This window comes from Streptomyces ossamyceticus (assembly GCF_001418475.1).
In the GTDB taxonomy this organism is placed as follows: domain Bacteria; phylum Actinomycetota; class Actinomycetes; order Streptomycetales; family Streptomycetaceae; genus Streptomyces; species Streptomyces ossamyceticus.
Map to the genome: position 1 here is coordinate 1 of NZ_LIQX01000297.1, position 18,326 is coordinate 18,326.

An 18,326-nucleotide genomic window follows, 5' to 3' on the forward strand; every position below is an offset into this window, starting at 1 on the left:
GGCGACGAGTCCGTCCAGCATGACGACCGTGCCGTCGGGGAATTCCCGCAGCGTACGGGCGAGTTCGGCGCGGGCGTCCGCATCGGGGCGCGGCCAGCTGCCGGCCAGGGCGTGCTGGTGCACCTGCCACCCGAAGCCGGGCAGATCGAGGCAGATCCGGCGGTCGTAGGCGTTGCCTCCGCTGGGTCGGGCCACGTCGTTGACGCCGCCCGGCATCACGAAGTGCACCGAGCGCAGCGACATGGGCACGATCGCGGCGGTCTTCAGCGCCGCGTTCTGCACGGGCACGTAGCCGAGCCTCACTTGCTCTCCCCCGTCGGCCTGGGCGGCACCGCTTGTCTGGGCGGCGGTGCCGAGGTCCGCCCGGTCGATGGTCGTGTCGGTCACAGGGCACGCTCGTAACTCGCCCAGGCGATGTGCGATTCGTGCAGGGTGACCGTGATGCCCGCGATGCCCTTGGCGTTCTCGCCCATGGCGCCCTTGTGGATCCGCTCGGCGAGCCGGTCCGCGATCACCTTGGCGAGGAACTCCGTCGAGGTGTTGGTGTTCGCGAAGTCGGGCTCGTTGTCGAGGTTGCGGTAGTTCAACTCGCTCACCACGGCACCCAGCTCCTGCGTGGCCAGCCCGATGTCTACGACGATGTTGTCGTCGTCCAGCTCGGCGCGCCGGAAGGTGGCGTCCACGAGGAAGGTGGCGCCGTGCAGGCGCTGCGCGGGTCCGAAGACCTCCCCGCGGAAGCTGTGGGCGATCATGATGTGATCGCGGACGGTGATGCTGAACAACGGACGACCCTCCAGTGCGGTACGTCTGCCCCCGGGCCGGGGCATGCCGTGTAGTACGGCTGCTCCCTACCCGTTGTTCAGCCGAGTTTTGCGGTTTCTTGGAGGTCAGCGTTCCGTCGGGGCAGTTCAGGGACGGGTGGGGCGGATGCGCTGACCGGTCAGTAGGTCACTCGGCGGCGTACCGTACCCGATGGCAGAGCCCCGGCAGCTCTCCGCTCGCGAGTCTCGGCAGCACGTCCGGGAGTTCGTCGAAGGCACACTCCCCCGTGACGAGCGCGTCGAAGCGTGCGTCGGCGAGGAGTTCGAGGGCGAGCGCCAACCGGTCGGCGTAGGTGCGGCCGGGGCGGGCGGCCGGGGAGACGGTGCCAACCTGGCTGCTGCGGATCGTGAGCCGGCGCGAGTGGAAGGCCTCGCCGAGCGGCAGGGAGATCCGGCGGTCGCCGTACCAGCTGAGTTCGATGACGGTGCCCTCGGCGGCGAGCAGGCCGAGCGAGGTGACGAGGCCCTGTTCGCTGGCGCTGGCGTGCACGACGAGGTCGCACTCCCCGAGCGCGTCGCCGGGCAGCGCGAAGTCCACACCGAGGGCGCGGGCGATGTCGGCGCGCGCGGGGTCGGCGTCGACGAGTTGGACCCGTACACCGGGGTACCGGGCGAGGAGGGCGGCCACCGAGCAGCCGACCATGCCGCCGCCGACGACGGCGATCCGGTCGCCGACGAGGGGCGCCGCGTCCCACACGGCGTTGACGGCGGTCTCGACGGTCCCGGCGAGAACGGCGCGGGCCGCGGGGACGGACTCCGGCACGACGGTGACGGCGCTCGTCGGGACGACGTAGCGGCTCTGGTGCGGATACAGGCAGAACACGTTCCGGCCGACCAGTGCGTCCGGCCCCTCTTCGACCCGGCCGACGCTGAGATAGCCGTACTTCACCGGGGCCGGGAACTCTCCCTCCTGGAAGGGCGCGCGCATGGTCTTGTGCTGGTTCTCGGGTACGCGACCGCTGAACACGAGGGTCTCCGTGCCACGGCTGACACCCGTGTACAGGGTGCGGACGAGCACCTCGTCCTCGGCCGGGGCGGCGAGCCGCTCCTCGCGGATCTCGCCCTGTCCCGGGGTGCTGAGCCAGAAGGCGCGGGCTGTGTGTTTCATAGGGGTCTCCGTGAACGGTCGGGCGGTTCTCCACGTACGCAGCGGTGGAAGTCGCGGAACGGTACGCGGCGATGATCGACTCTTCCACACACGCTCGGAAGGTTTGCGGTGGCCCTGAACAACACTTACGACGGCCGGCTGGTGCTCTCTGAGACGGCGGTGGGCGCGGGCGCCCAGGTGCTGCTGCTCGCCTTCCTGGGTACGGCGATCGGACTGGGTCCCGCGGGCTGGCTGACCGGGCTGGCGTTCGCGTTCGCCACCTGGGCGGTCCTCAACCGTGCGCTGCTGCGCACCCGGCCCCGCTCCTTCGGCCCCGCGAACCGGGTCACCCTCGGCCGGGCGGTCCTGGTCGGCGCGGTCACCGCGCTGGTCGCCGACTCCTTCCAGAGCTCGCCGCCCGTCTCGCTGTTCGTCGGCCTGACCGCCGTGGCCCTGATACTCGACGGCGTCGACGGCAAGGTGGCCCGGCGCACGGGCACGTCGACCGCGCTGGGCGCCCGCTTCGACATGGAGGTCGACGCGTTCCTGATCCTGGTGCTGAGCGTGTACGTGTCGATGTCGCTCGGCCCTTGGGTGCTGCTGATCGGCCTGATGCGGTACGGCTTCGTCGCCGCCGCCAGGGCCATGCCGTGGCTGAACGGCTCCCTCCCGCACAGCATGGCCCGCAAGACGGTCGCCGCGATCCAGGGTGTCTTCCTGCTGGTCGCCGCCTCCGGGTTGCTGCCGTACGCCGCGAACTTCGCCGTCGTCGCGGTGGCGCTGGGCTCGCTGGTCTGGTCGTTCGGGCGGGACATCGCCTGGCTGTACGGCAACCGCGAGGGCCAGGAGACGGCGACGGCCACGGTGACCGTGCCGGAGCAGGTGACCGTGGCCGTGGGGGCCGGCGCGGAGCGCCACGAGGCCCAGCTGGTGTCGAGCTGACGCCGAAGGCGCCCGGCGGCCGGACTCAGTCCACCGTGAGCACGATCTTCCCGGTGGTCCGGCCGGTCTCCCCGTGGGCGTGTGCCTTGCCCGCCTCGGCGAGCGGGAAGGTGGCGTCGACGCGGGCGCGCAGCTTGCCCTCCGCGACGAGGTCGGCGACGGCCCGCATCCCCGCCCGGTCCGCCTCGACCAGCAGCACCGCGAGCCGCGCCCCCAGCTCGGCGGCCCTCCTCGCGTCGCCCTCGAAGCCCATCGGCACGATCGTGACGAGGGTGCCGCCCGGACGCAGGACCTCCAGGGAACGGGTGCGGACCTCCCCGCCCAGGGTGTCCAGGACCACGTCGACGTCCTTCACCCGCTCGGCGAAGTCCTCGGTCCGGTAGTCGATCAGCTCGTCGGCGCCCAGTTCACGCAGCACGTCGTGCTTGCCGGCGCTGGCCGTACCGATGACGTACGCGCCCCTGGCCTTGGCGATCTGCACGGCGAGATGCCCCACTCCCCCGGCGGCCGCGTGGATCAGCACCCGCTGACCGGGCGCTACGCCGGCGGTGTCCACGAGCGCCTGGTACGCGGTGAGCGCGGCCAGCGGCAGCGCGCCGCCCTCGACATGGTCGATGTTCGCGGGCTTGTGGGCGAAGGCACGGGCCGGTCCCGTGACGTACTCGGCGTAGGCGCCCGCCCCGTGCGGGTAGGGCAGCATGCCGAAGACCTCGTCGCCCGGCCGGAACAGGGTGACCCCGAAGCCCACCGCCTCGACGACTCCGGAGACGTCCCAGCCCAGTACGGGCAGGGGGTCCGGTACCCACAGTCCGTGGGCGCGGTTCTTCCAGTCCGTCGGGTTCACCCCGGCCGCGTGGACGCGGACGAGGATCTCGCTGAGGCCGGGCGCGGGACGCGGCCGTTCGACCTCCTTCAGTACCTCCGGCCCGCCGAAGTCGTCCTGGCTGACGGCACGCATGGTGCCGTGGTTCACGTTCGTTTCCGTCATGTCGTCCAGCCTGCGACGGGGGCCGACGCCGCGACAATGGCACGATGGCCATCATTCGATGGGATCGTGCCAGGTGTCGTGGCAGACTGTCCGTATGACGTCCCCGCACCGTGTGGTGGTCCTGGCCCCCGACCGGGTCTACCCCTTCGAACTCGGCATGCCGAGCCGTATCTTCGGCTCGACCGACGGCCTGTACGAGGTCCTGACCTGCACCGCCGACGGCCGGCCGGTGCGTTCGGCCACCGACTTCACGATCTCCGTGGAGCACGGTCCGGAGGTGCTGGCCACGGCCGACACCGTGATCATCGCCTCGTTCGGTCCGTTCCCCGCGGCCCTCGGACTGCTGTCGTCCGAGCTTCCCGACCCCCTGGCGTCGGCCCTCGCCCGGATCCGCCCCGGCACCCGGCTCGTGTCCATCTGCACCGGCGCGTTCGTGCTCGCGGCGGCCGGTCTGCTGGACGGCCGGCCCGCCACCACGCACTGGGCGCTCGCCGACACGTTCCGCGAGCACTTCCCGAAGGTCGATCTGGACCCGGACGTCCTGTTCGTGGACGACGGCGACATCCTCACCTCGGCGGGCGCCGCGTCCGGCATCGACGTCTGTCTGCACCTGGTGCGCAAGGACCACGGCAGCGAGGTCGCCAACCGGGTGGCCCGGCGGTGTGTGGTGCCGCCGTGGCGGGAGGGCGGCCAGGCCCAGTACATCGAGCAGCCCGTCCCCCAGGACCCGGCGAGCGGCACGGCCGCCACCCGCGCCTGGGCGCTCGAACGCCTCGACTCCCCGCTCACCCTGACGGACCTCGCCCAGCACGCCCGGATGAGCCTGCGCACCTTCGCCCGCCGCTTCAACGAAGAGGTCGGCATGAGCCCCGGCCGCTGGCTCGTCCAGCAGAGGATCACCCGCGCCCGGCATCTCCTGGAGTCCACGGACCTGCCGGTCGACGAGATCGCCGGCCATGTCGGCTTCGCCACCGGCACCTCGCTGCGCCAACACCTGCACGCGGCGATCGGGGTGTCCCCGCTGGCCTACCGGCGCACGTTCCGGGCCGGCGTCTGAGGGCCCTCGGGCCCGCCCGCTAGCCGTTGCCCGGCGGCATGTTGTACGGGGTGACCACCTGGATCGCCGAGGGCAGCGACGGGCCCTCGTCCGGGAGGGCCTGGTGGGCCCGCATGATGGTCTGGCAGGCGCGGCGCAGGTCCTGGCGGAGGTCGTGGTGGAGCACGGCGGACAGCCGGCCGGCCCGCAGCAGCCGGGTGTTGTCGTGGTCCAGGTCGTGCGCGACGAAGACGTGCGGCTCCCGTCCCGCGGCGGCGAAGGCGTCGAGCGTCGCGGTGTTGCCGCCGCCGATCGAGTACACGGCGGCGAGGTCCGGCTCCCGCTCCAGCGCGTCCCGGACCAGGTCCCGCTGGGTGGCGTCGAGGCCGTCGCTGTCGGTGACCTCGACCAGCCGCCGGGCCGGTTCGGCGGCCCGCATCGCCGCCCGGAACCCCATCTCGCGCTCCTCCTCGTTGCGGTAGAAGCCCCGGCTGATCGTCACCAGGACGGCGCCGGGCCGGTCGCCGAGCCACTGCCGGACCAGATACGCGGCGGTCGCCCCGGCGGCCCGGTTGTCGATGCCGACGTAGGCGCTGCGCGGGCTGCTCGGCAGGTCCGTCGCGAGGGTGACGACGGGGACGCCGGCCGCGACCAGCCGTTCGATGGCGGCGGTGACCTCGGGGACATCGGGGGCCTTGAGGATCACGCCCTGCGAGCCGCGCCGACCGATCCGGTCGAGCATCCGGACCATCTCCGAGGCGGGTCCGGTCTCCCGGAAGTGGAAGCGGGAGCGCACGACCGCCGGGTGCAGGGACGGCAGTTCGGCCTCCAGGGCCTCCCGCACGGCCGTCGAGAACCGGTCCGGCGACTGCATCACGATGTCGACCATGAACGTACGGCCGCCGATGCGCACCTGGGTCCGCTGCCGGTCCAGGTCCTTGATCGCCTGCTCGACCTCGCGGGCGGTGCTCTCCCGCACCCCGCCGCGCCCGTTGAGGACCCGGTCGACCGTGGCCAGGCTCAGCCCGGCCTGACGGGCGATCTCACGGATCGTGTAGGGGTGTCCCATGGCTGCTGTTCCCGGCTGTGGATGAGGGGTTTTTGAGGGGCTGCTGAGGGTTGAATGAGGGTGGTCCGGGCCCAAGACTGACAGAGACGGCGGCCCGACGAAAGACCGGCCGACCAGACCAGGGAAAGGACCCGGCATGGCCCTCACCGCTGCGGGCTCGGCGATCTGGCTGTCCGAGGAGGACTGCGACCTCGTCGCGTTCCGCGCCCTGGTCGAGCGCACCACCGATCCCCGCGACCACCCCTACGCGGAGGGCGTCGAGCGGAACGTCCCCGTCTACGACAGCGAGCGGCTCCGGGCGGCGTCGGACCGCCGCGCCGTACAGGTCGAACTGGTCCGGGCGATGCTCGACGGTCCCGGTGTCGTCGTCCTCAAGCGGGCCTTCCCGAACCCGCGGGTCGTGGACGCGGCCACCGCGGCCTTCACGGCACTGATCGAGGAGGAGCGGGCCTCCGGGTCGGCCCGCGGCGACCACTTCGCGAAGCCCGGCGCCAACGACCGGGTGTGGAACGCGCTGGAGAAGACGGCACTACGCGCCCCGGAGGCGTTCGCCGACTACTACTCCAACGACATGCTGGCGCTGGTCTCCGAGGCGTGGCTCGGCCCCGGCTACCAGGTGACGTCGCAGATCAACGTGGTCAACCCGGGCGGCGCGGCGCAGAGCCCGCACCGCGACTACCACCTCGGCTTCCTCGGCCGACGGCAGGCGGCCGGATACCCGGCGCACGTCCACCGCCTCTCCCCCGTGCTGACCCTCCAGGGCGCGGTCGCCCACTGCGACATGCCCGTCGAGTCGGGCCCGACCCTGTACCTGCCGTACTCGCAGACGTACGAGCCCGGCTACCTGGCCTGGCGGCTGCCCGAGTTCGCCGCGTACTTCGACGCCCACCACGTGCAGCTCCCGCTGGAGAAGGGCGACGCGGTCTTCTTCAACCCGGCGCTGTTCCACGCCGCCGGGCACAACCGGTCGACGGACATCCGGCGGATGGCGAACCTGCTCCAGGTCTCCTCCGCGTTCGGCCGGGCGATGGAGACGGTGGACCGCGAGGCCATGGCGAACGCCGTGTTCCCGGTCCTGCTCGCGCGCAAGGCCGAGGGCGCCCCCGAGGACGCGCTGCGCCACGTGGTCGCGGCCACCGCCGACGGCTACGCGTTCCCCACGAACCTGGACCGGGACCCGCCGGTCGACGGACTCGCCCCACCGTCCCAGGCGGACACACTGTGGCGTGCGGTGGCGGAGGAGTGGAACCCGGCGCGGCTGCGCGAGGAACTACGGGCCGGCGCGGAGCGGCGCCGTACGTGAACCGCGGAGGCCGTACGTGAACCGCCGACGCGTCACCTGAACCGTCGGCGCCGGTTTCGGCGCCCGCACCGCCCGTCGGCCGAAGAGTCGGGCTCGAACGAGAGGAAACACCCCCTGATGGCACTCCTGGAGGACAAGGTCGTCCTCGTCAACGGCGGCAGTCAGGGCGTCGGCGCGGGCATCGTCCGCGCGGCCCTGCGCGAGGGCGCGACCGTCGCGTTCACGGGCCGCCGCGCCGAGGTCGGCGAGAAGCTGGCGGCTCGGACCGGCGCCACATTCGTACGGGCGGACCTCGCCGACCCGGAGCGGGTGCGCGGCAGCGTGGACGAGGTGATCGCCGCCCACGGCCGGGTCGACAGCCTGGTGAACGCGGCCGGGCTGACCTCGCGCGGCTCGCTGCTCGACACCTCGCCGGAGCTGTTCGACGCGCACATCGCGATCAACCTGCGCGCGCCCTTCTTCGCCATGCAGGCGGTGGTGGCGCATCTGGTGGCCCGCGGGGCACCCGGCACGATCGTCAACATCGGCTCGAACTGCGCGCACGGCGGCCCTCCGTTCCTCGCGCCGTACTCCGCCGCGAAGGCGGGCCTGGCGGGCCTCACACGGAACGCCGCCCACGCCCACCGCTGGGACCGGATCCGGATCAACGACCTCAACATCGGCTGGACGGAGACCGAGGGCGAGGACGCGATCCAGCGGGAGTTCCACGACGCGGGCGACGACTGGCGGGAACGGGCGGCCGAGCGACTGCCGATGGGGAAGCTCGGCCAGGTCGACGAGATCGCCGACTTCGTCGTGTTCCTGCTGTCCGACCGCAGTGGTGTGGTCACCGGTTCACTGATCGACTGGGACCAGAACGTGGTCGGCGCGACCGACTGACCCTTCGACCCGCACGTACCCTTCTCCTCGTTTCTCCTAGTTTCTCCTCTTCTCCTTCTCCCCCCGTACATCTGAAAGGGACACTCGATCATGCGCATTGGCATCCTGGGGCTGGGCCGTATCGGCGCCTTCCACGCCGGGACTCTGTCCGGGCTGGACGTCGTGGAGGAGCTGGTGGTCTCCGACCCGGTGGCCGCGGCGGCGGCCTCGGCGGCGGAGAAGTTCGGCGCCACGGTCGCCGACTCCCCGGAGGCGGTGTTCACCTCCGGGATCGACGGAGTCGTGATCACCGCGGCGACGGACGCGCACCCCGGACTGATCCTCGCCGCCGTCGAGGCGGGCATCCCGGTGTTCTGCGAGAAGCCGGTGGCGAAGACGGTGCAGGACAGCCTCACCGTGCTGCGCGCCGTCCGGGACAGCGGCATCGAGGTGCAGATCGGCTACAACCGCCGCTTCGACGCGGGCTGTATGACCGCGCGTGAGGCGGTGCTCAGCGGCGAGCTGGGCGCGCTGCACACCGTGCGGTCGACGACGCTGGACCCGGCTCCGCCGCCGGCGGCGTACGTGGCGGTGTCGGGCGGCATCTTCCGGGACTGCGCGGTGCACGACTTCGACATCGTGCGCTGGGTGACGGGCCGCGAGGTCGTCGAGGTGTACGCGACGGGCGGCAACAAGGGCGCGGAGTACATCAAGGAGGCCGGTGACGTCGACACGGCGTCGTCGCTGCTCACGTTCGACGACGGCACGATCGGCGTCATCTCCAACACCCGGCACAACGCCCGCGGGTACGACGTGCGCCTTGAGGTGCACGGAATGAAGGACAGCATCGCGGCGGGCCTCGACGGCCAGCTCCCCCTCCGCTCGGCGGAGCCGGGCGTGACCTTCCCGGCGGGTCCGCCGCACAACTTCTTCATGGACCGCTTCGCCCCCGCGTACCGCGCCGAACTGACCGCGTTCACCGAGGTCGTCGCGGGCACCCGCCCCTCCCCCTGCACGGTCGCCGACGCGATCGAGGCCAGCTGGATCGCCGAGGCATGCACCCTGTCGGTCGCCGAACGCCGCCCGGTCCAGCTGGAGGAGGTCCGCAAGAACGCGAGCTGAATGCCTTGAGCTTGTCCGAGGGGGACTTGGATATGCCTGGGTCCTACCGCAGGGCGGCGGCGACCAGGCCTTCGAGGGCCTCGCGCGGTACTTCGCCGCCGCTCACCAGCCGGTCGAAGACCAGTCCGTCGATGCAGGTCAGCAGGATGTGACTGCGATTCTCGACGTCCGTCACGCCGTGCGCGGCGAGGAACAGCCGGACAGCATCGCGGCCGGCGTTCTCGCGGGGTACGAGGATCTCGCGCAGCTCCCGGTCACGCACGCTCTCGACGGCGCAGGCGTAGCGAGCGTGCGAGCGGCGGCGGCCCTCGCCGGTGAGTCGGCGTCGGGCCAGCAGCACCATGCCGTCCACCAGTTCCTCGGCGGTGCGAAGGGGTGGGAGCTCTTCGGCCATCGTTTGCAGTTCCGCCTGGTCGAGTTGGACCAGGCGTGTGACCAGTCCGGTGAGCAGCGCGGCCCGGGTGCGGAAGTAGGCGGACGTGGTGCCGGGCGGCATGGCCGCTTCGCGGTCGACCGCGCGGTGGGTCAAACCGCGGATCCCTTCGTCCGCGAGTACGTCGAGAGCCGCGTCCGCGAGGAGGGTGCGCCGATCCGAAGCCATGACTCCTTTCTACACCTGTAGAGCCTCATATAGAGTCAACCCTTCTACAGATGTAGAAGGGTGAGGGCTTCGACATGGGCGACACGGCAGTGGTGGTCGGAGGGGGCATCGGTGGGCTGGCCGCCGCCATCGGTCTGCGCCGGATCGGATGGGACGTAACGGTCGTCGAGCGCGCGCCCATACTTGAGGACGCGGGGGCGGGCATCTCACTGGCCGCCAACGGCCTGCGGGCACTGGATGAACTCGGCGTCGGCGACGCGGTACGGGATGCCTCGCGCGGCCAGTACAGCGGCGGCACCCGGACGCCGCAGGGCGGTTGGCTGGCCCGGATGGACGGCTCGGCGCTGGAGAAGGCGGTGGGCACACCGATCATGGGCGTCCCCCGCTCCACTCTGCACCGACTGCTTCGCGACTGTCTGCCTGCCGAATCCCTGCTGATCGGATCCGAGGCGGACCGGGTCGAGCAGCTCGACCCCGGGACGGTTCGAGTCTGCTGCGGCGAGACGGTCCTGGACGCCGATCTGGTAGTGGCGGCCGACGGCATCGGCAGCAAAGTGCGCAGCCAGCTCTTCCCAGCCCATCCCGGTCCGGTCTACAGCGGCTCGACGGTGTTGCGCGCCGTCACCGAGCGGGCGGTCGACCTGAGCACCGACTTCGAGCTGACCTGGGGACACGGGGCCGAGTTCGGGCACATCGCCTTCCATGACGGGCGGGCCGAGTGGCACGCCGTTCTCAGCCTTCCCGCCGGGACGCGGTTCGCCGACCCGTTGGACGAACTGCGCAGTCGATTCCATACCTGGCACGACCCGATCCCCGCGCTGCTCGACGCGACCCGGCCTGCCGCCGTGCTGCACCACGACGTCGACGAACTCCGCACACCGCTCCCCTCATACACGGTCGGCCGGACCGCGCTGCTCGGCGACGCGGCACACGCGATGACCCCCAACCTCGGACAGGGTGCCTGCCAGGCGTTGGAGGACGCGGTCACCCTGGCCGCCGCGCTGGCCACCGAGGCCACCGTGAGGGCCGCGCTCGCTCGCTACGACGCCGAGCGCCGACCGCGCAGCCAGGCCGTCGCGCGGGCCGCGCGGCAGGCCGGGCGGATGGGCCAGCGGCTCTCCCACCCACTGGCCGTCGCCCTGCGGAACACGGCGATGCGGCTGACACCCTCCCGGGCGGCGACACGCATGATTCTTCGGCACCACGCCTGGGTCCCACCACGACTGAGCTGATCCGATTCGCGCCCCGCCAACTCACCACCAGACGCCTTCCGAGACAAAGTCGAGATGTGGGTCTTGCCGTTGGCAGTCACGGTGGGCAGGGTGTCCGGGTGCGGGCCGCTCTTGTTCCGGACGAACTGTGGGAGCGGGTGGCTCCGCTGTCGCCGCGCACTCCCGAGCGCAGCTACCGCTGTCCGGGGCCCGACCGCGCGAATCCCCGGCCGGCCTCTCGTGGGCGCGCCACCCTGGCACGAGCCCACCACCCTGGCGCGGACGCGCCACCCTCGCTCGGACGCTCCGCACAGGCACGAGCCCTCCCGGCCAGGCCCCCGCCAGGTCACGCGCTGGCGCGGCGGACCAGGTGGGTCGGGAGGATCAGTGGGGTGGGGGTCTCGCCGTGGATGAGGGCGGCGAGCATGCGGGCCGTCTCGCGGCCCAGGGCGGCTATCGGCTGGTGGACGGTCGTGAGCGGTGGATCGGCCATGCGAGCCGCGGCCAGGTCGTCGAAGCCGACCACGGCGACGTCGGCGGGGACGCGTCGCCCGGCCTCCCGCAGGGTGCGCAGCGCCCCCGCCGCCATGTTGTCGTTGGCGGCGAACACCGCGTCCAGGTCGGGGTGCTGGAGCAGCAGCGCGGCCATGACGGCGGCCCCGCTGGGCTCAGTGAAGTCGCCCTCGTTCGGCGGGAACGGTTCGAGGCCGGCGGCCAGCATGGCGTCCTGGTAGCCGCGGTACCGCGCCCGCCCCACCTCGGTGTCCAGCCGCCCGCAGATCACGGCCACCCGGGTCCGGCCCCGGGAGAGCAGATACTCCGTCGCCTCGCGCGCCCCACCGGTGTTGTCGACGTCCACGTACCAGCGGGGGGCCGACCCGACGGGTCGGCCCCCGAACACCACGGGCATCTCCGCCTCGTCGGCCGTCCGCGCCAGTGGATCGTTCTCGCGCAGCGCCATCAGCATGACCCCGTCGGCCCCCTTGCCGCGGAGGAGTTCCTCCACGCGTCTGCGGCCCCGGTCGGTCGCGGCCAGGCACAGCATCAGATGCAGGTCGGCCTCCTCCAGCGCCGCCGACGCCCCCACGATCACCTGGGCGAAGAACGGATCCGCGAAGATCGACGGGTCCTCGCCGGAGACGACCAGGGCGGCCGCGCCCGTCTGCCGGGTGGCCAGCGCGCGGGCGGTCGGATTGGGGACGTAGGCGAGTTCCCGGACGGCCCGCTCGACGGCCTCGCGTTTCACCTGGCTGACGTGCGGCGCGTTGTTGAGGACACGGGAGGCCACCGAGCGGGAGACGCCCGCGAGTTCGGCCACGGCCTCGAGTGTGGGCTGCCGACGCGGCGGATCGTCCGCCATGACCATGTGCCTCTCCCCCCTGACCGAAAACTGGGAGCGCTTCCGGTCCAAGCGACCGTAGAGCCTCGAACTCACCCTGTACAGAGGGAGTTTCACACCTCGACTCTTGACAGTTCTACCAGCCAGCCACACGATACCGAGCACACCCCAAAGGTTCTCAGCACTCTCCGCACTACTGGAAGCGCTTCCAATGGGAGCGCTCCCACTCCCCTTCTGGGTACGTCGAACCATCGCACTTCCTCAGCGCGTCGCACGCTCGGGACGAGAGCGCGCGCCGCATCCCTGCCAGGAATCCGAGGTGAAGTCATGCGCCGCAGGCTCCGCGTCCTGATGGCAGCGCTCTGTGCTCTGCCGCTCGCGCTCACCGTCGCCCCCTCCGCCCATGCCGCCGACCCGACCAGCATGACCAGCGGGTTCTATGTGGACCCCGACTCCAGCGCGAAGCGGTGGGTCGCGTCCAACCCCGGTGACGGCCGGGCGTCGGCGATCAACAACTCCATCGCCAACACCCCGATGGCCCGCTGGTTCGGCTCGTGGAGCGGCTCGATCGGCTCCGCCACGAGCTCGTTCACGGGCGCCGCGGACAGCCGGGACAAGCTGCCCATCCTGGTCGCGTACAACGTCTACAACCGCGACTACTGCGGCGGGCACTCGGCGGGCGGCGCCTCGTCACCGTCCGCCTACGCGAGCTGGATCTCCCAGTTCGCCGGCGGTATCGGCAACCGTCCGGCCCTGGTGATCCTGGAGCCGGACTCCCTCGGGGACTACGGCTGCATGAACCAGGCGCAGATAGCCGAGCGTCAGAGCATGCTCAGCGGCGCCGTCTCCCAGTTCAGCCGCCAGGCCCCCAACACCTGGGTCTACATGGACGCCGGCAACCCCGCCTGGACGGACGCCGCGACCATGGCCAAGCGGCTGCACGAGGCGGGCCTGCGGCAGGCCCACGGCTTCTCGCTGAACATCTCCAACTACCTCACCACGGGCGAGAACACCGCCTACGGCAACGCGGTGAACAGCCAGCTCAGCGCCCGCTACGGCTACACCAAGCCGTTCGTCGTGGACACCAGCCGCAACGGCAACGGCTCCAACGGCCAGTGGTGCAACCCGTCGGGCCGCCGGATCGGCCCGGCCACCCAGATGGGCGGCGGCGCCGAGATGCTGCTGTGGATCAAGGTGCCGGGCGAGTCGGACGGCAACTGCGGTGTCGGCTCCGGTACTTCGGCCGGGCAGTTCCTGCCCGAGGTCGCCTACAAGATGATCTACGGCTACTGAGCGCCCGCCGGCGTCCGCGGCCATGGCTCGCGGACGCCGGCCCCGGACTCCCGTGGCCCGGTTCGCTCGCCCCGCGACCGGGCCATGGGGCTCACCGTCAGCGCGCGGAGCCCTCCTCGTCAGCGCACGGAGTTCTCCCCGTCAACGCACGCAGGTCTCCTCCAGTTTCTCGAAGAAGAACTCGTGCTTCAGGAACGAGACGTCGTACTCGTGGCCGGACTGGGGCGGCAGCAGCTGCGACGCCTGGAACAGGCGCCATCCGTCGAGCAGCGCGTCGAGACCGGTGTCGTAGGGCGGTTCGTCACTGTCGCCGGCCGTGGGGCGGGTCCGGCCGGTCCCGTCGTAGCGGGACCAGCCGACGACCGGGGAGTCGAGCGCCGAGGTCGACAGATAGAGGACCAGGACCTGTTGCCTCATGCGTGGCTCCTCAGGGCGGGCCGGTTGCTGACGCGCGTGACCCAGTACTCGACGTCGAACGACGGATCGCCGGTCAGGGCCCGCCACAGCAGGGCCCGGTTGTGGATCTCCAGTCGGCCGGTGGCCTGCTCGTACCACGGGAAGTGGGTGCCCAACTCCGCGGTGACGGCCGGGGCGTGCAGGTCGGCGGTGTCCCACAGGCGCACCTGCGGGACGGTCGGGTTGAGGCGCAGCTTGTACATAAAGCGGCGGCGGGCGGTGTCGTTGCGGCGGCCGCCGTGCCAGATGCCGTGGTGCACGAGGACGACCGTGCCCGCCGGGCAGGTCAGCCGGGTCTGGCCGCGCAGGTTCTGGACCCGGCCGATGTCCGTCTCGTTGATCCTGCGCAGATGGCTGCCGGGCACGCTGAGCGTGCCGCCCATCTCGGCGGTCACCTCGTGCGGGTAGTACATGAGCTGGATGTCGAAGGCGTCCGGCCGTACGTCGATGATCGCGTCCGCGTGGAGGTCCTGCGCGTGGCCCTCGTGGGGTTCGCGGACGTGCACGGCGTGATGGTCGACGGTCGGTCCGGGGCCGACCAGGCTCTCCACGGCACCGGCGACGACGGGCAGGTCGAGCAGCTCGCGGACGAAGGTGCCGGGTGGGAACGCCTCGCTCAGCGGGGTGCCGTAGGGCACGCCGGGCAGGCCCTCGGCGAGCGCGGCGACGGCCCGTTCGTTGGTCTCCGGCGGCACCACCCCGTCCATGCGCAGGAATCCCTGCGCGACGAAGCGGGCCACCTGGACCGAGGTCAGGAGGTCCTTGCTGGTTGGCATACGACGAACGTACGGGCCCCGTGCCGCCCTGTAGTGGGCTGAAATCGTCCTGTGGTGGTCGTTTTCCGTGATCGGCGCGGCGGCGGGACGGCGATCGGTGCAACCTTTTCCGCACCGACGGTGTGGATGTGTGTGAACGACCATCCATCCCTACGAGGAGCAGCGCCATGACCGGCCAGATGCCGCAGGTACCCGATGTGACGCCCATGAGAACCGAGGTGCCGCCGTACGGCCCCGACGTGACGCCGAGGCGGCTGGGCGGACGGGGCGCGCTCGTCGCCCTCGGGGTCGTGGCGGGCCTGCTCGTCGGCGCGGGTGTCACCTGGTGGGCCGTGGCGGGCGAGGACGACGCCATGAGCCATGTCTCGATCTCGGGCGGGAAGCTCGCGAAGGAGCGGAACGACCTCCTCGACGAGGGCGAACAGTGCGACGACCGCGACGAGTTCGACTACAACGACTGCGACGCGAGCACGACGTACAGCTTCGACTACCAGATCACCAACAAGGGTGGTGAACCCGCCAACTACACGGTGATCGTCAACGGGTTCGACGACGACGGGGACTTCGTGGGTCAGGCGTACGTCAGCTCCACCCATCTCGGACCGGGCCAGACCGACTCCGCCAAAGGCGACTTCGACGAGTACGTGGAGCTGGCGGACAAGCACACCCTGGCCGACATCGACTCCCTCCGGGTCGCCCATGTCGAACGGCTGCCCCTCGCCAACTGATCTGCTCTGTAGGACTGTTCGCCCTGACGGCGGCACACACGACGTGCCGGTGGGCGCCTCCGCGCGGGAGGCGCCCACCGCCGTGGTCTACGCGATGGGATCCGCCCGCCGGGGGCTTCCGTCGCGCCCCACGAACCCCACGAACCCCACGAACCGCGCCCACTCCTCGCGGCCGACCGCGAAGTGAGGGATGGCCAGGTCCTTGGAGTCCCGTACGCACACGGCCTGTCGGGTGAGGGCGACTTCGACGCAGTCGTCACCCTGGCTGCCGCTGTAGCTGGACTTGAACCACGCCAGTTCCGTCGTGCTCATAGGTCTAGTTCCCCTCGGAGTCGCTCCAGCAGCGCCCGGGAATCCTTGGCGTTCAGGGCCTGCGAGCGCAGTGTGTCATAGCGCTGGTGGAGCAGGCTCACCTCTTTCGCGTCGCAGATCAGACGGCCGTTCTGCTGCCCTTCCGAGTACGCGTACCGCTGGCCCTTCGGTGTCTCCAGCAGGCGCACCGGCCCGTCGAGGCACGCGTGCAACCCGGCTTCCAGGGGCACGATCTGGAGCGTCACATTGCGCGGCGCGCTCAGCTCCAGCACATGGTCGAACAGCCCCCGCATCCGTGTGCCGTCGCCGAACCGGCGCCGGAAGACATGCTCCTCGACGATGAAGCTGAACGGGGTCGTCGGCCGCTCGGACAGCATCCGCTGCCGCTCCATCCGCCGGTCCATGAAGCTGTCCAGCCTGTCGTCCGGCGTCACCGGGACGGTCCCCTCGAAGACCGCCCGCGCGTAGTCCCTGGACTGCAACAGCCCCGGCACCACCCTGCATTCATAGGTGCACAGGCTCACCGCGACCCGCTCCAGCCGGGCCCACTGGCGGAACCAGGCCGCCAGGCCCACGTCCCCTCTCCCCCGGGTCACGTACTGGGAGGACTTCCGCAGCGCCCCCGTGTTCCCGAGCAGTTCGTCGGCCCGCTCCACATAGGTCACATCCGGCATCCGGCGCCCCTGTTCCACCGATTCCACCGTGTGCTTGGAGAAGCGGACGAGATCCGCGAACTCGGCCCGGCTGTAGCCCGCGTGCTCGCGCAGCGCCTGTGTCACGGCGCCCCACGTCCGCAGACTGTCCGAGGGGTCAGGTTCGCGGTCCACCACCGTCCCCTCGTCGGCCGGTGCCTCGTCGTACTCGTTGCCCATGCCGCCGCCCGTCATCCGCGGCCACCTCCGGTCTTCGTGCGCTGTGGCCCCCATGCCCCGACGGCACCCAGACTGGCGGGAAGATCTGCGTACTGTCCACAGATTGTGCCCGTACGCTGACGCAGCGTACGGGCGGGGTGCCACTCGCGCCGGTGGCCGCCCCCCGACGGTCACCGGCGCGAGGCGTCACTGGCCGGGAGGCGGGAAGGGCACGTCGTCGCAGTTGGGTACGCCCGCGAGCCAGGCCGGGCCCTTGATGTAGATGTTGGTGACCCATGCCTTGTAGTCCGGCAGGTAGGACCAGGCGTCGTTCTCGTAGCCCTCCGCGTTGACCTTCTCCGCGTGCTTCTGGCAGTACACGCGGATGGTGGTCGAGTACGGGAAGGCGTAGACGCGCCCGGACGCGATGCGGGGCTCCTCCTTGGTCCACACGTCGGTGCCCCACGTCTGGTGGATGTGGCCGTTGACCTGGCCGGTGTTGACCCGGACGGCGCCGAAGTAGTCGCCGCCCAGACGGACGTCACTGACCATCAGCCTGGTGCCGGACTGCTTGGCCTCGACCATCTTGCCCGCGCCGAGATAGATGGCGATGTGGTGCAGGTCCTTCTTGGTGCCGTAGGCCAGCAGGTCGCCCGGCAGCAGCGGGGCGAGGCCCTGGGCTGCGGTGAAGCGGGCCGCGGCGCGGTGCGTGTAGTACTGCTGGCTGGCGACGCCGTCGAGGATGTCCGTACCGCCGGCGGCCTGGGCGTACGCGTACCGGACGAGGCCGGAGCAGTCGAAGCCGCGCCGCTCGGGGTCGTGTTCGCTGGCCGGGTCGGTGGGGTCGACCTGCCCGTACGTCGCGCCGGGGCGGTCGCCGTGGCCGCCGCCCCACGTGTACCAGGTGCCCGCGGCGACCTCGGCGCAGGCCGCGGCGATGGCCCGCTCGGCGGCGGCCGAGGCGCCCGGCGCGAGGACGCCGCAGCCGGCGGCGGGAGCGGCTGGCGCGGCCTGTGCCGCCGCGGCCGTGGTCAGCGGCGCGCACAGCAGCAGGGCCACGAGTGCGATCAGTGTGCGGATGAGACTGGTCCGACTCACCATGCCGGAACCCCCGTTTCCTGTCGGTCCGATGAACTGGTGGTGGTCGGGCAGCAGCCTGCTCGACCAGCACCCCGCGCGTCGAGATCCGGGCGTCGCCCCATCCCACCGGGCAACGGGAAACACCTGGGAAACCCCTCACGACCAGGACTGTTGCCGAGTGCCGCCGCCCGGCGACGGAAGGCCCAGCGTGTCGCCCGGCACCGGTGGACGACCCGGCGGACAACCGGGAACCACCCGGCGGCCGACCGGTGGAGGCCCGGCGGACAGCCCGACGGACGCCCGGTGGGCGGCCCGGCGGACGCCCGGTGGACGCCCGGCGGACGCCCGGTGGACGGCCCGGCGGACGCCCGGTGGACGGCCCGGCGGACGCCCGGTGGACGGCCCGGCGGACGCCCGGTGGACGGCCCGGCGGACGCCCGGTGGACGGCCCGG

General features: G+C 71.5%; 19 protein-coding genes and 1 pseudogene. 8 read left to right on the top strand and 12 right to left on the bottom strand.

What is annotated here, in order from left to right; all coding sequences use genetic code 11:
• The 3 genes and pseudogenes from AOK15_RS22230 to AOK15_RS22240 form a co-directional block, all read right to left on the bottom strand.
• A pseudogene (locus AOK15_RS22230) lies at positions 1-387 on the bottom strand (glycosyltransferase family 1 protein); the annotation flags it as partial.
• Entirely contained in the window at positions 384-782 is a 399-nt protein-coding gene (locus AOK15_RS22235) for a 6-pyruvoyl trahydropterin synthase family protein (protein WP_055519615.1), read from the bottom strand. The pseudogene AOK15_RS22230 and the gene AOK15_RS22235, both read right to left, overlap by 4 nt.
• Positions 783-948: 166 nt before the next feature.
• Positions 949-1,929 carry a zinc-dependent alcohol dehydrogenase gene (locus AOK15_RS22240; RefSeq protein WP_055519617.1) on the bottom strand — a complete coding sequence of 327 codons (981 nt, stop codon included), beginning with the start codon at positions 1,927-1,929 and terminating at the stop codon, positions 949-951.
• A 108-nt stretch (positions 1,930-2,037) separates the two neighbouring features.
• On the opposite strand from AOK15_RS22240, the gene AOK15_RS22245 reads away from it, so the two are divergent.
• On the top strand, positions 2,038-2,850 hold the full coding sequence (locus tag AOK15_RS22245) for a CDP-alcohol phosphatidyltransferase family protein (protein ID WP_055519619.1): 813 nt from the start codon (positions 2,038-2,040) through the stop codon (positions 2,848-2,850).
• Positions 2,851-2,875: 25 nt separating this feature from the next.
• On the opposite strand, the gene AOK15_RS22250 is transcribed toward AOK15_RS22245, so the two are convergent.
• On the bottom strand, positions 2,876-3,808 hold the full coding sequence (locus tag AOK15_RS22250) for an NADP-dependent oxidoreductase (protein WP_055519656.1): 933 nt from the start codon (positions 3,806-3,808) through the stop codon (positions 2,876-2,878).
• 124 nt (positions 3,809-3,932) lie between these two features.
• On the opposite strand from AOK15_RS22250, the gene AOK15_RS22255 reads away from it, so the two are divergent.
• The gene (locus tag AOK15_RS22255) at positions 3,933-4,895 is read left to right on the top strand and encodes a GlxA family transcriptional regulator (RefSeq protein WP_055519621.1); all 963 of its coding nucleotides are present in this window, start codon (positions 3,933-3,935) and stop codon (positions 4,893-4,895) included.
• A gap of 19 nt (positions 4,896-4,914) precedes the next feature.
• Here AOK15_RS22255 and AOK15_RS22260 read toward each other — a convergent pair whose 3' ends face one another.
• Positions 4,915-5,943, bottom strand: coding sequence for a LacI family DNA-binding transcriptional regulator (locus AOK15_RS22260; RefSeq protein ID WP_055519624.1), 1,029 nt, complete (start codon positions 5,941-5,943; stop codon positions 4,915-4,917).
• A gap of 136 nt (positions 5,944-6,079) precedes the next feature.
• Between AOK15_RS22260 and AOK15_RS22265 the strand changes: the two genes are divergently transcribed.
• The 3 genes from AOK15_RS22265 to AOK15_RS22275 all read left to right on the top strand — a co-directional run bounded on the left by AOK15_RS22265 (position 6,080) and on the right by AOK15_RS22275 (position 9,226).
• The gene (locus AOK15_RS22265; protein ID WP_055519626.1) at positions 6,080-7,246 is read left to right on the top strand and encodes a phytanoyl-CoA dioxygenase family protein; all 1,167 of its coding nucleotides are present in this window, start codon (positions 6,080-6,082) and stop codon (positions 7,244-7,246) included.
• A gap of 117 nt (positions 7,247-7,363) precedes the next feature.
• Positions 7,364-8,125, top strand: a complete 762-nt coding sequence (locus AOK15_RS22270) for an SDR family oxidoreductase (RefSeq protein ID WP_055519628.1) — start codon at positions 7,364-7,366, stop codon at positions 8,123-8,125.
• 90 nt (positions 8,126-8,215) lie between these two features.
• A complete protein-coding gene (locus AOK15_RS22275) occupies positions 8,216-9,226 on the top strand; it encodes a Gfo/Idh/MocA family protein (protein WP_055519630.1) in 1,011 nt (336 codons plus the stop codon).
• A 43-nt stretch (positions 9,227-9,269) separates the two neighbouring features.
• Here the strand turns inward: AOK15_RS22275 and AOK15_RS22280 are convergent, their stop codons facing one another.
• Positions 9,270-9,827 carry a TetR/AcrR family transcriptional regulator gene (locus tag AOK15_RS22280; protein ID WP_055519632.1) on the bottom strand — a complete coding sequence of 186 codons (558 nt, stop codon included), beginning with the start codon at positions 9,825-9,827 and terminating at the stop codon, positions 9,270-9,272.
• Between the two features lie 74 nt (positions 9,828-9,901).
• Between AOK15_RS22280 and AOK15_RS22285 the strand changes: the two genes are divergently transcribed.
• Complete coding sequence (locus AOK15_RS22285; protein WP_055519634.1) at positions 9,902-11,059, top strand: FAD-dependent monooxygenase; 1,158 nt, start codon at positions 9,902-9,904, stop codon at positions 11,057-11,059.
• Positions 11,060-11,384: 325 nt separating this feature from the next.
• Here AOK15_RS22285 and AOK15_RS22290 read toward each other — a convergent pair whose 3' ends face one another.
• Positions 11,385-12,398: a LacI family DNA-binding transcriptional regulator gene (locus AOK15_RS22290; protein ID WP_185093493.1), complete on the bottom strand. Its 1,014-nt coding sequence runs from the start codon at positions 12,396-12,398 to the stop codon at positions 11,385-11,387.
• A 306-nt stretch (positions 12,399-12,704) separates the two neighbouring features.
• Here AOK15_RS22290 and AOK15_RS22295 point away from each other — a divergent pair, with 306 nt between their 5' ends.
• The gene (locus tag AOK15_RS22295) at positions 12,705-13,670 is read left to right on the top strand and encodes a glycoside hydrolase family 6 protein (RefSeq protein ID WP_055519638.1); all 966 of its coding nucleotides are present in this window, start codon (positions 12,705-12,707) and stop codon (positions 13,668-13,670) included.
• Positions 13,671-13,811: 141 nt separating this feature from the next.
• Here the strand turns inward: AOK15_RS22295 and AOK15_RS22300 are convergent, their stop codons facing one another.
• Together AOK15_RS22300 and AOK15_RS22305 are read right to left on the bottom strand one after the other, a co-directional pair.
• The gene (locus AOK15_RS22300) at positions 13,812-14,087 is read right to left on the bottom strand and encodes a hypothetical protein (RefSeq protein WP_055519641.1); all 276 of its coding nucleotides are present in this window, start codon (positions 14,085-14,087) and stop codon (positions 13,812-13,814) included.
• Positions 14,084-14,902 (bottom strand): phytanoyl-CoA dioxygenase family protein, encoded by an 819-nt coding sequence (locus tag AOK15_RS22305; RefSeq protein ID WP_205632203.1) that lies wholly within the window; start codon positions 14,900-14,902, stop codon positions 14,084-14,086. The genes AOK15_RS22300 and AOK15_RS22305 overlap by 4 nt, the downstream gene beginning before the upstream one ends.
• Before the next feature lie 167 nt (positions 14,903-15,069).
• On the opposite strand from AOK15_RS22305, the gene AOK15_RS22310 reads away from it, so the two are divergent.
• Positions 15,070-15,630 (top strand): FxLYD domain-containing protein, encoded by a 561-nt coding sequence (locus AOK15_RS22310; protein ID WP_055519643.1) that lies wholly within the window; start codon positions 15,070-15,072, stop codon positions 15,628-15,630.
• Positions 15,631-15,717: 87 nt separating this feature from the next.
• On the opposite strand, the gene AOK15_RS22315 is transcribed toward AOK15_RS22310, so the two are convergent.
• The 3 genes from AOK15_RS22315 to AOK15_RS22325 form a co-directional block, all read right to left on the bottom strand.
• Positions 15,718-15,942: a DUF397 domain-containing protein gene (locus tag AOK15_RS22315; protein ID WP_055519645.1), complete on the bottom strand. Its 225-nt coding sequence runs from the start codon at positions 15,940-15,942 to the stop codon at positions 15,718-15,720.
• Entirely contained in the window at positions 15,939-16,829 is an 891-nt protein-coding gene (locus AOK15_RS22320; RefSeq protein WP_055519652.1) for a helix-turn-helix domain-containing protein, read from the bottom strand. Before AOK15_RS22320 ends, AOK15_RS22315 begins: the two co-directional genes overlap by 4 nt.
• Before the next feature lie 171 nt (positions 16,830-17,000).
• Positions 17,001-17,894: a C40 family peptidase gene (locus tag AOK15_RS22325; protein ID WP_055519654.1), complete on the bottom strand. Its 894-nt coding sequence runs from the start codon at positions 17,892-17,894 to the stop codon at positions 17,001-17,003.
• Positions 17,895-18,326: the final 432 nt, after the last annotated feature.

What these genes read in the sequence shown, in the direction of transcription:
- AOK15_RS22240 (WP_055519617.1), bottom strand. Translation starts at nt 1,929, where the DNA reads ATGAAACACACAGCCCGCGCCTTCTGGCTCAGCACCCCGGGACAGGGC.
- AOK15_RS22250 (WP_055519656.1), bottom strand. Translation starts at nt 3,808, where the DNA reads ATGCGTGCCGTCAGCCAGGACGACTTCGGCGGGCCGGAGGTACTGAAG.
- AOK15_RS22255 (WP_055519621.1), top strand. Translation starts at nt 3,933, where the DNA reads ATGACGTCCCCGCACCGTGTGGTGGTCCTGGCCCCCGACCGGGTCTAC.
- AOK15_RS22260 (WP_055519624.1), bottom strand. Translation starts at nt 5,943, where the DNA reads ATGGGACACCCCTACACGATCCGTGAGATCGCCCGTCAGGCCGGGCTG.
- AOK15_RS22265 (WP_055519626.1), top strand. Translation starts at nt 6,080, where the DNA reads ATGGCCCTCACCGCTGCGGGCTCGGCGATCTGGCTGTCCGAGGAGGAC.
- AOK15_RS22270 (WP_055519628.1), top strand. Translation starts at nt 7,364, where the DNA reads ATGGCACTCCTGGAGGACAAGGTCGTCCTCGTCAACGGCGGCAGTCAG.
- AOK15_RS22275 (WP_055519630.1), top strand. Translation starts at nt 8,216, where the DNA reads ATGCGCATTGGCATCCTGGGGCTGGGCCGTATCGGCGCCTTCCACGCC.
- AOK15_RS22280 (WP_055519632.1), bottom strand. Translation starts at nt 9,827, where the DNA reads ATGGCTTCGGATCGGCGCACCCTCCTCGCGGACGCGGCTCTCGACGTA.
- AOK15_RS22285 (WP_055519634.1), top strand. Translation starts at nt 9,902, where the DNA reads ATGGGCGACACGGCAGTGGTGGTCGGAGGGGGCATCGGTGGGCTGGCC.
- AOK15_RS22290 (WP_185093493.1), bottom strand. Translation starts at nt 12,398, where the DNA reads ATGGCGGACGATCCGCCGCGTCGGCAGCCCACACTCGAGGCCGTGGCC.
- AOK15_RS22295 (WP_055519638.1), top strand. Translation starts at nt 12,705, where the DNA reads ATGCGCCGCAGGCTCCGCGTCCTGATGGCAGCGCTCTGTGCTCTGCCG.
- AOK15_RS22300 (WP_055519641.1), bottom strand. Translation starts at nt 14,087, where the DNA reads ATGAGGCAACAGGTCCTGGTCCTCTATCTGTCGACCTCGGCGCTCGAC.
- AOK15_RS22305 (WP_205632203.1), bottom strand. Translation starts at nt 14,902, where the DNA reads ATGCCAACCAGCAAGGACCTCCTGACCTCGGTCCAGGTGGCCCGCTTC.
- AOK15_RS22310 (WP_055519643.1), top strand. Translation starts at nt 15,070, where the DNA reads ATGACCGGCCAGATGCCGCAGGTACCCGATGTGACGCCCATGAGAACC.
- AOK15_RS22315 (WP_055519645.1), bottom strand. Translation starts at nt 15,942, where the DNA reads ATGAGCACGACGGAACTGGCGTGGTTCAAGTCCAGCTACAGCGGCAGC.
- AOK15_RS22320 (WP_055519652.1), bottom strand. Translation starts at nt 16,829, where the DNA reads ATGACGGGCGGCGGCATGGGCAACGAGTACGACGAGGCACCGGCCGAC.
- AOK15_RS22325 (WP_055519654.1), bottom strand. Translation starts at nt 17,894, where the DNA reads ATGGTGAGTCGGACCAGTCTCATCCGCACACTGATCGCACTCGTGGCC.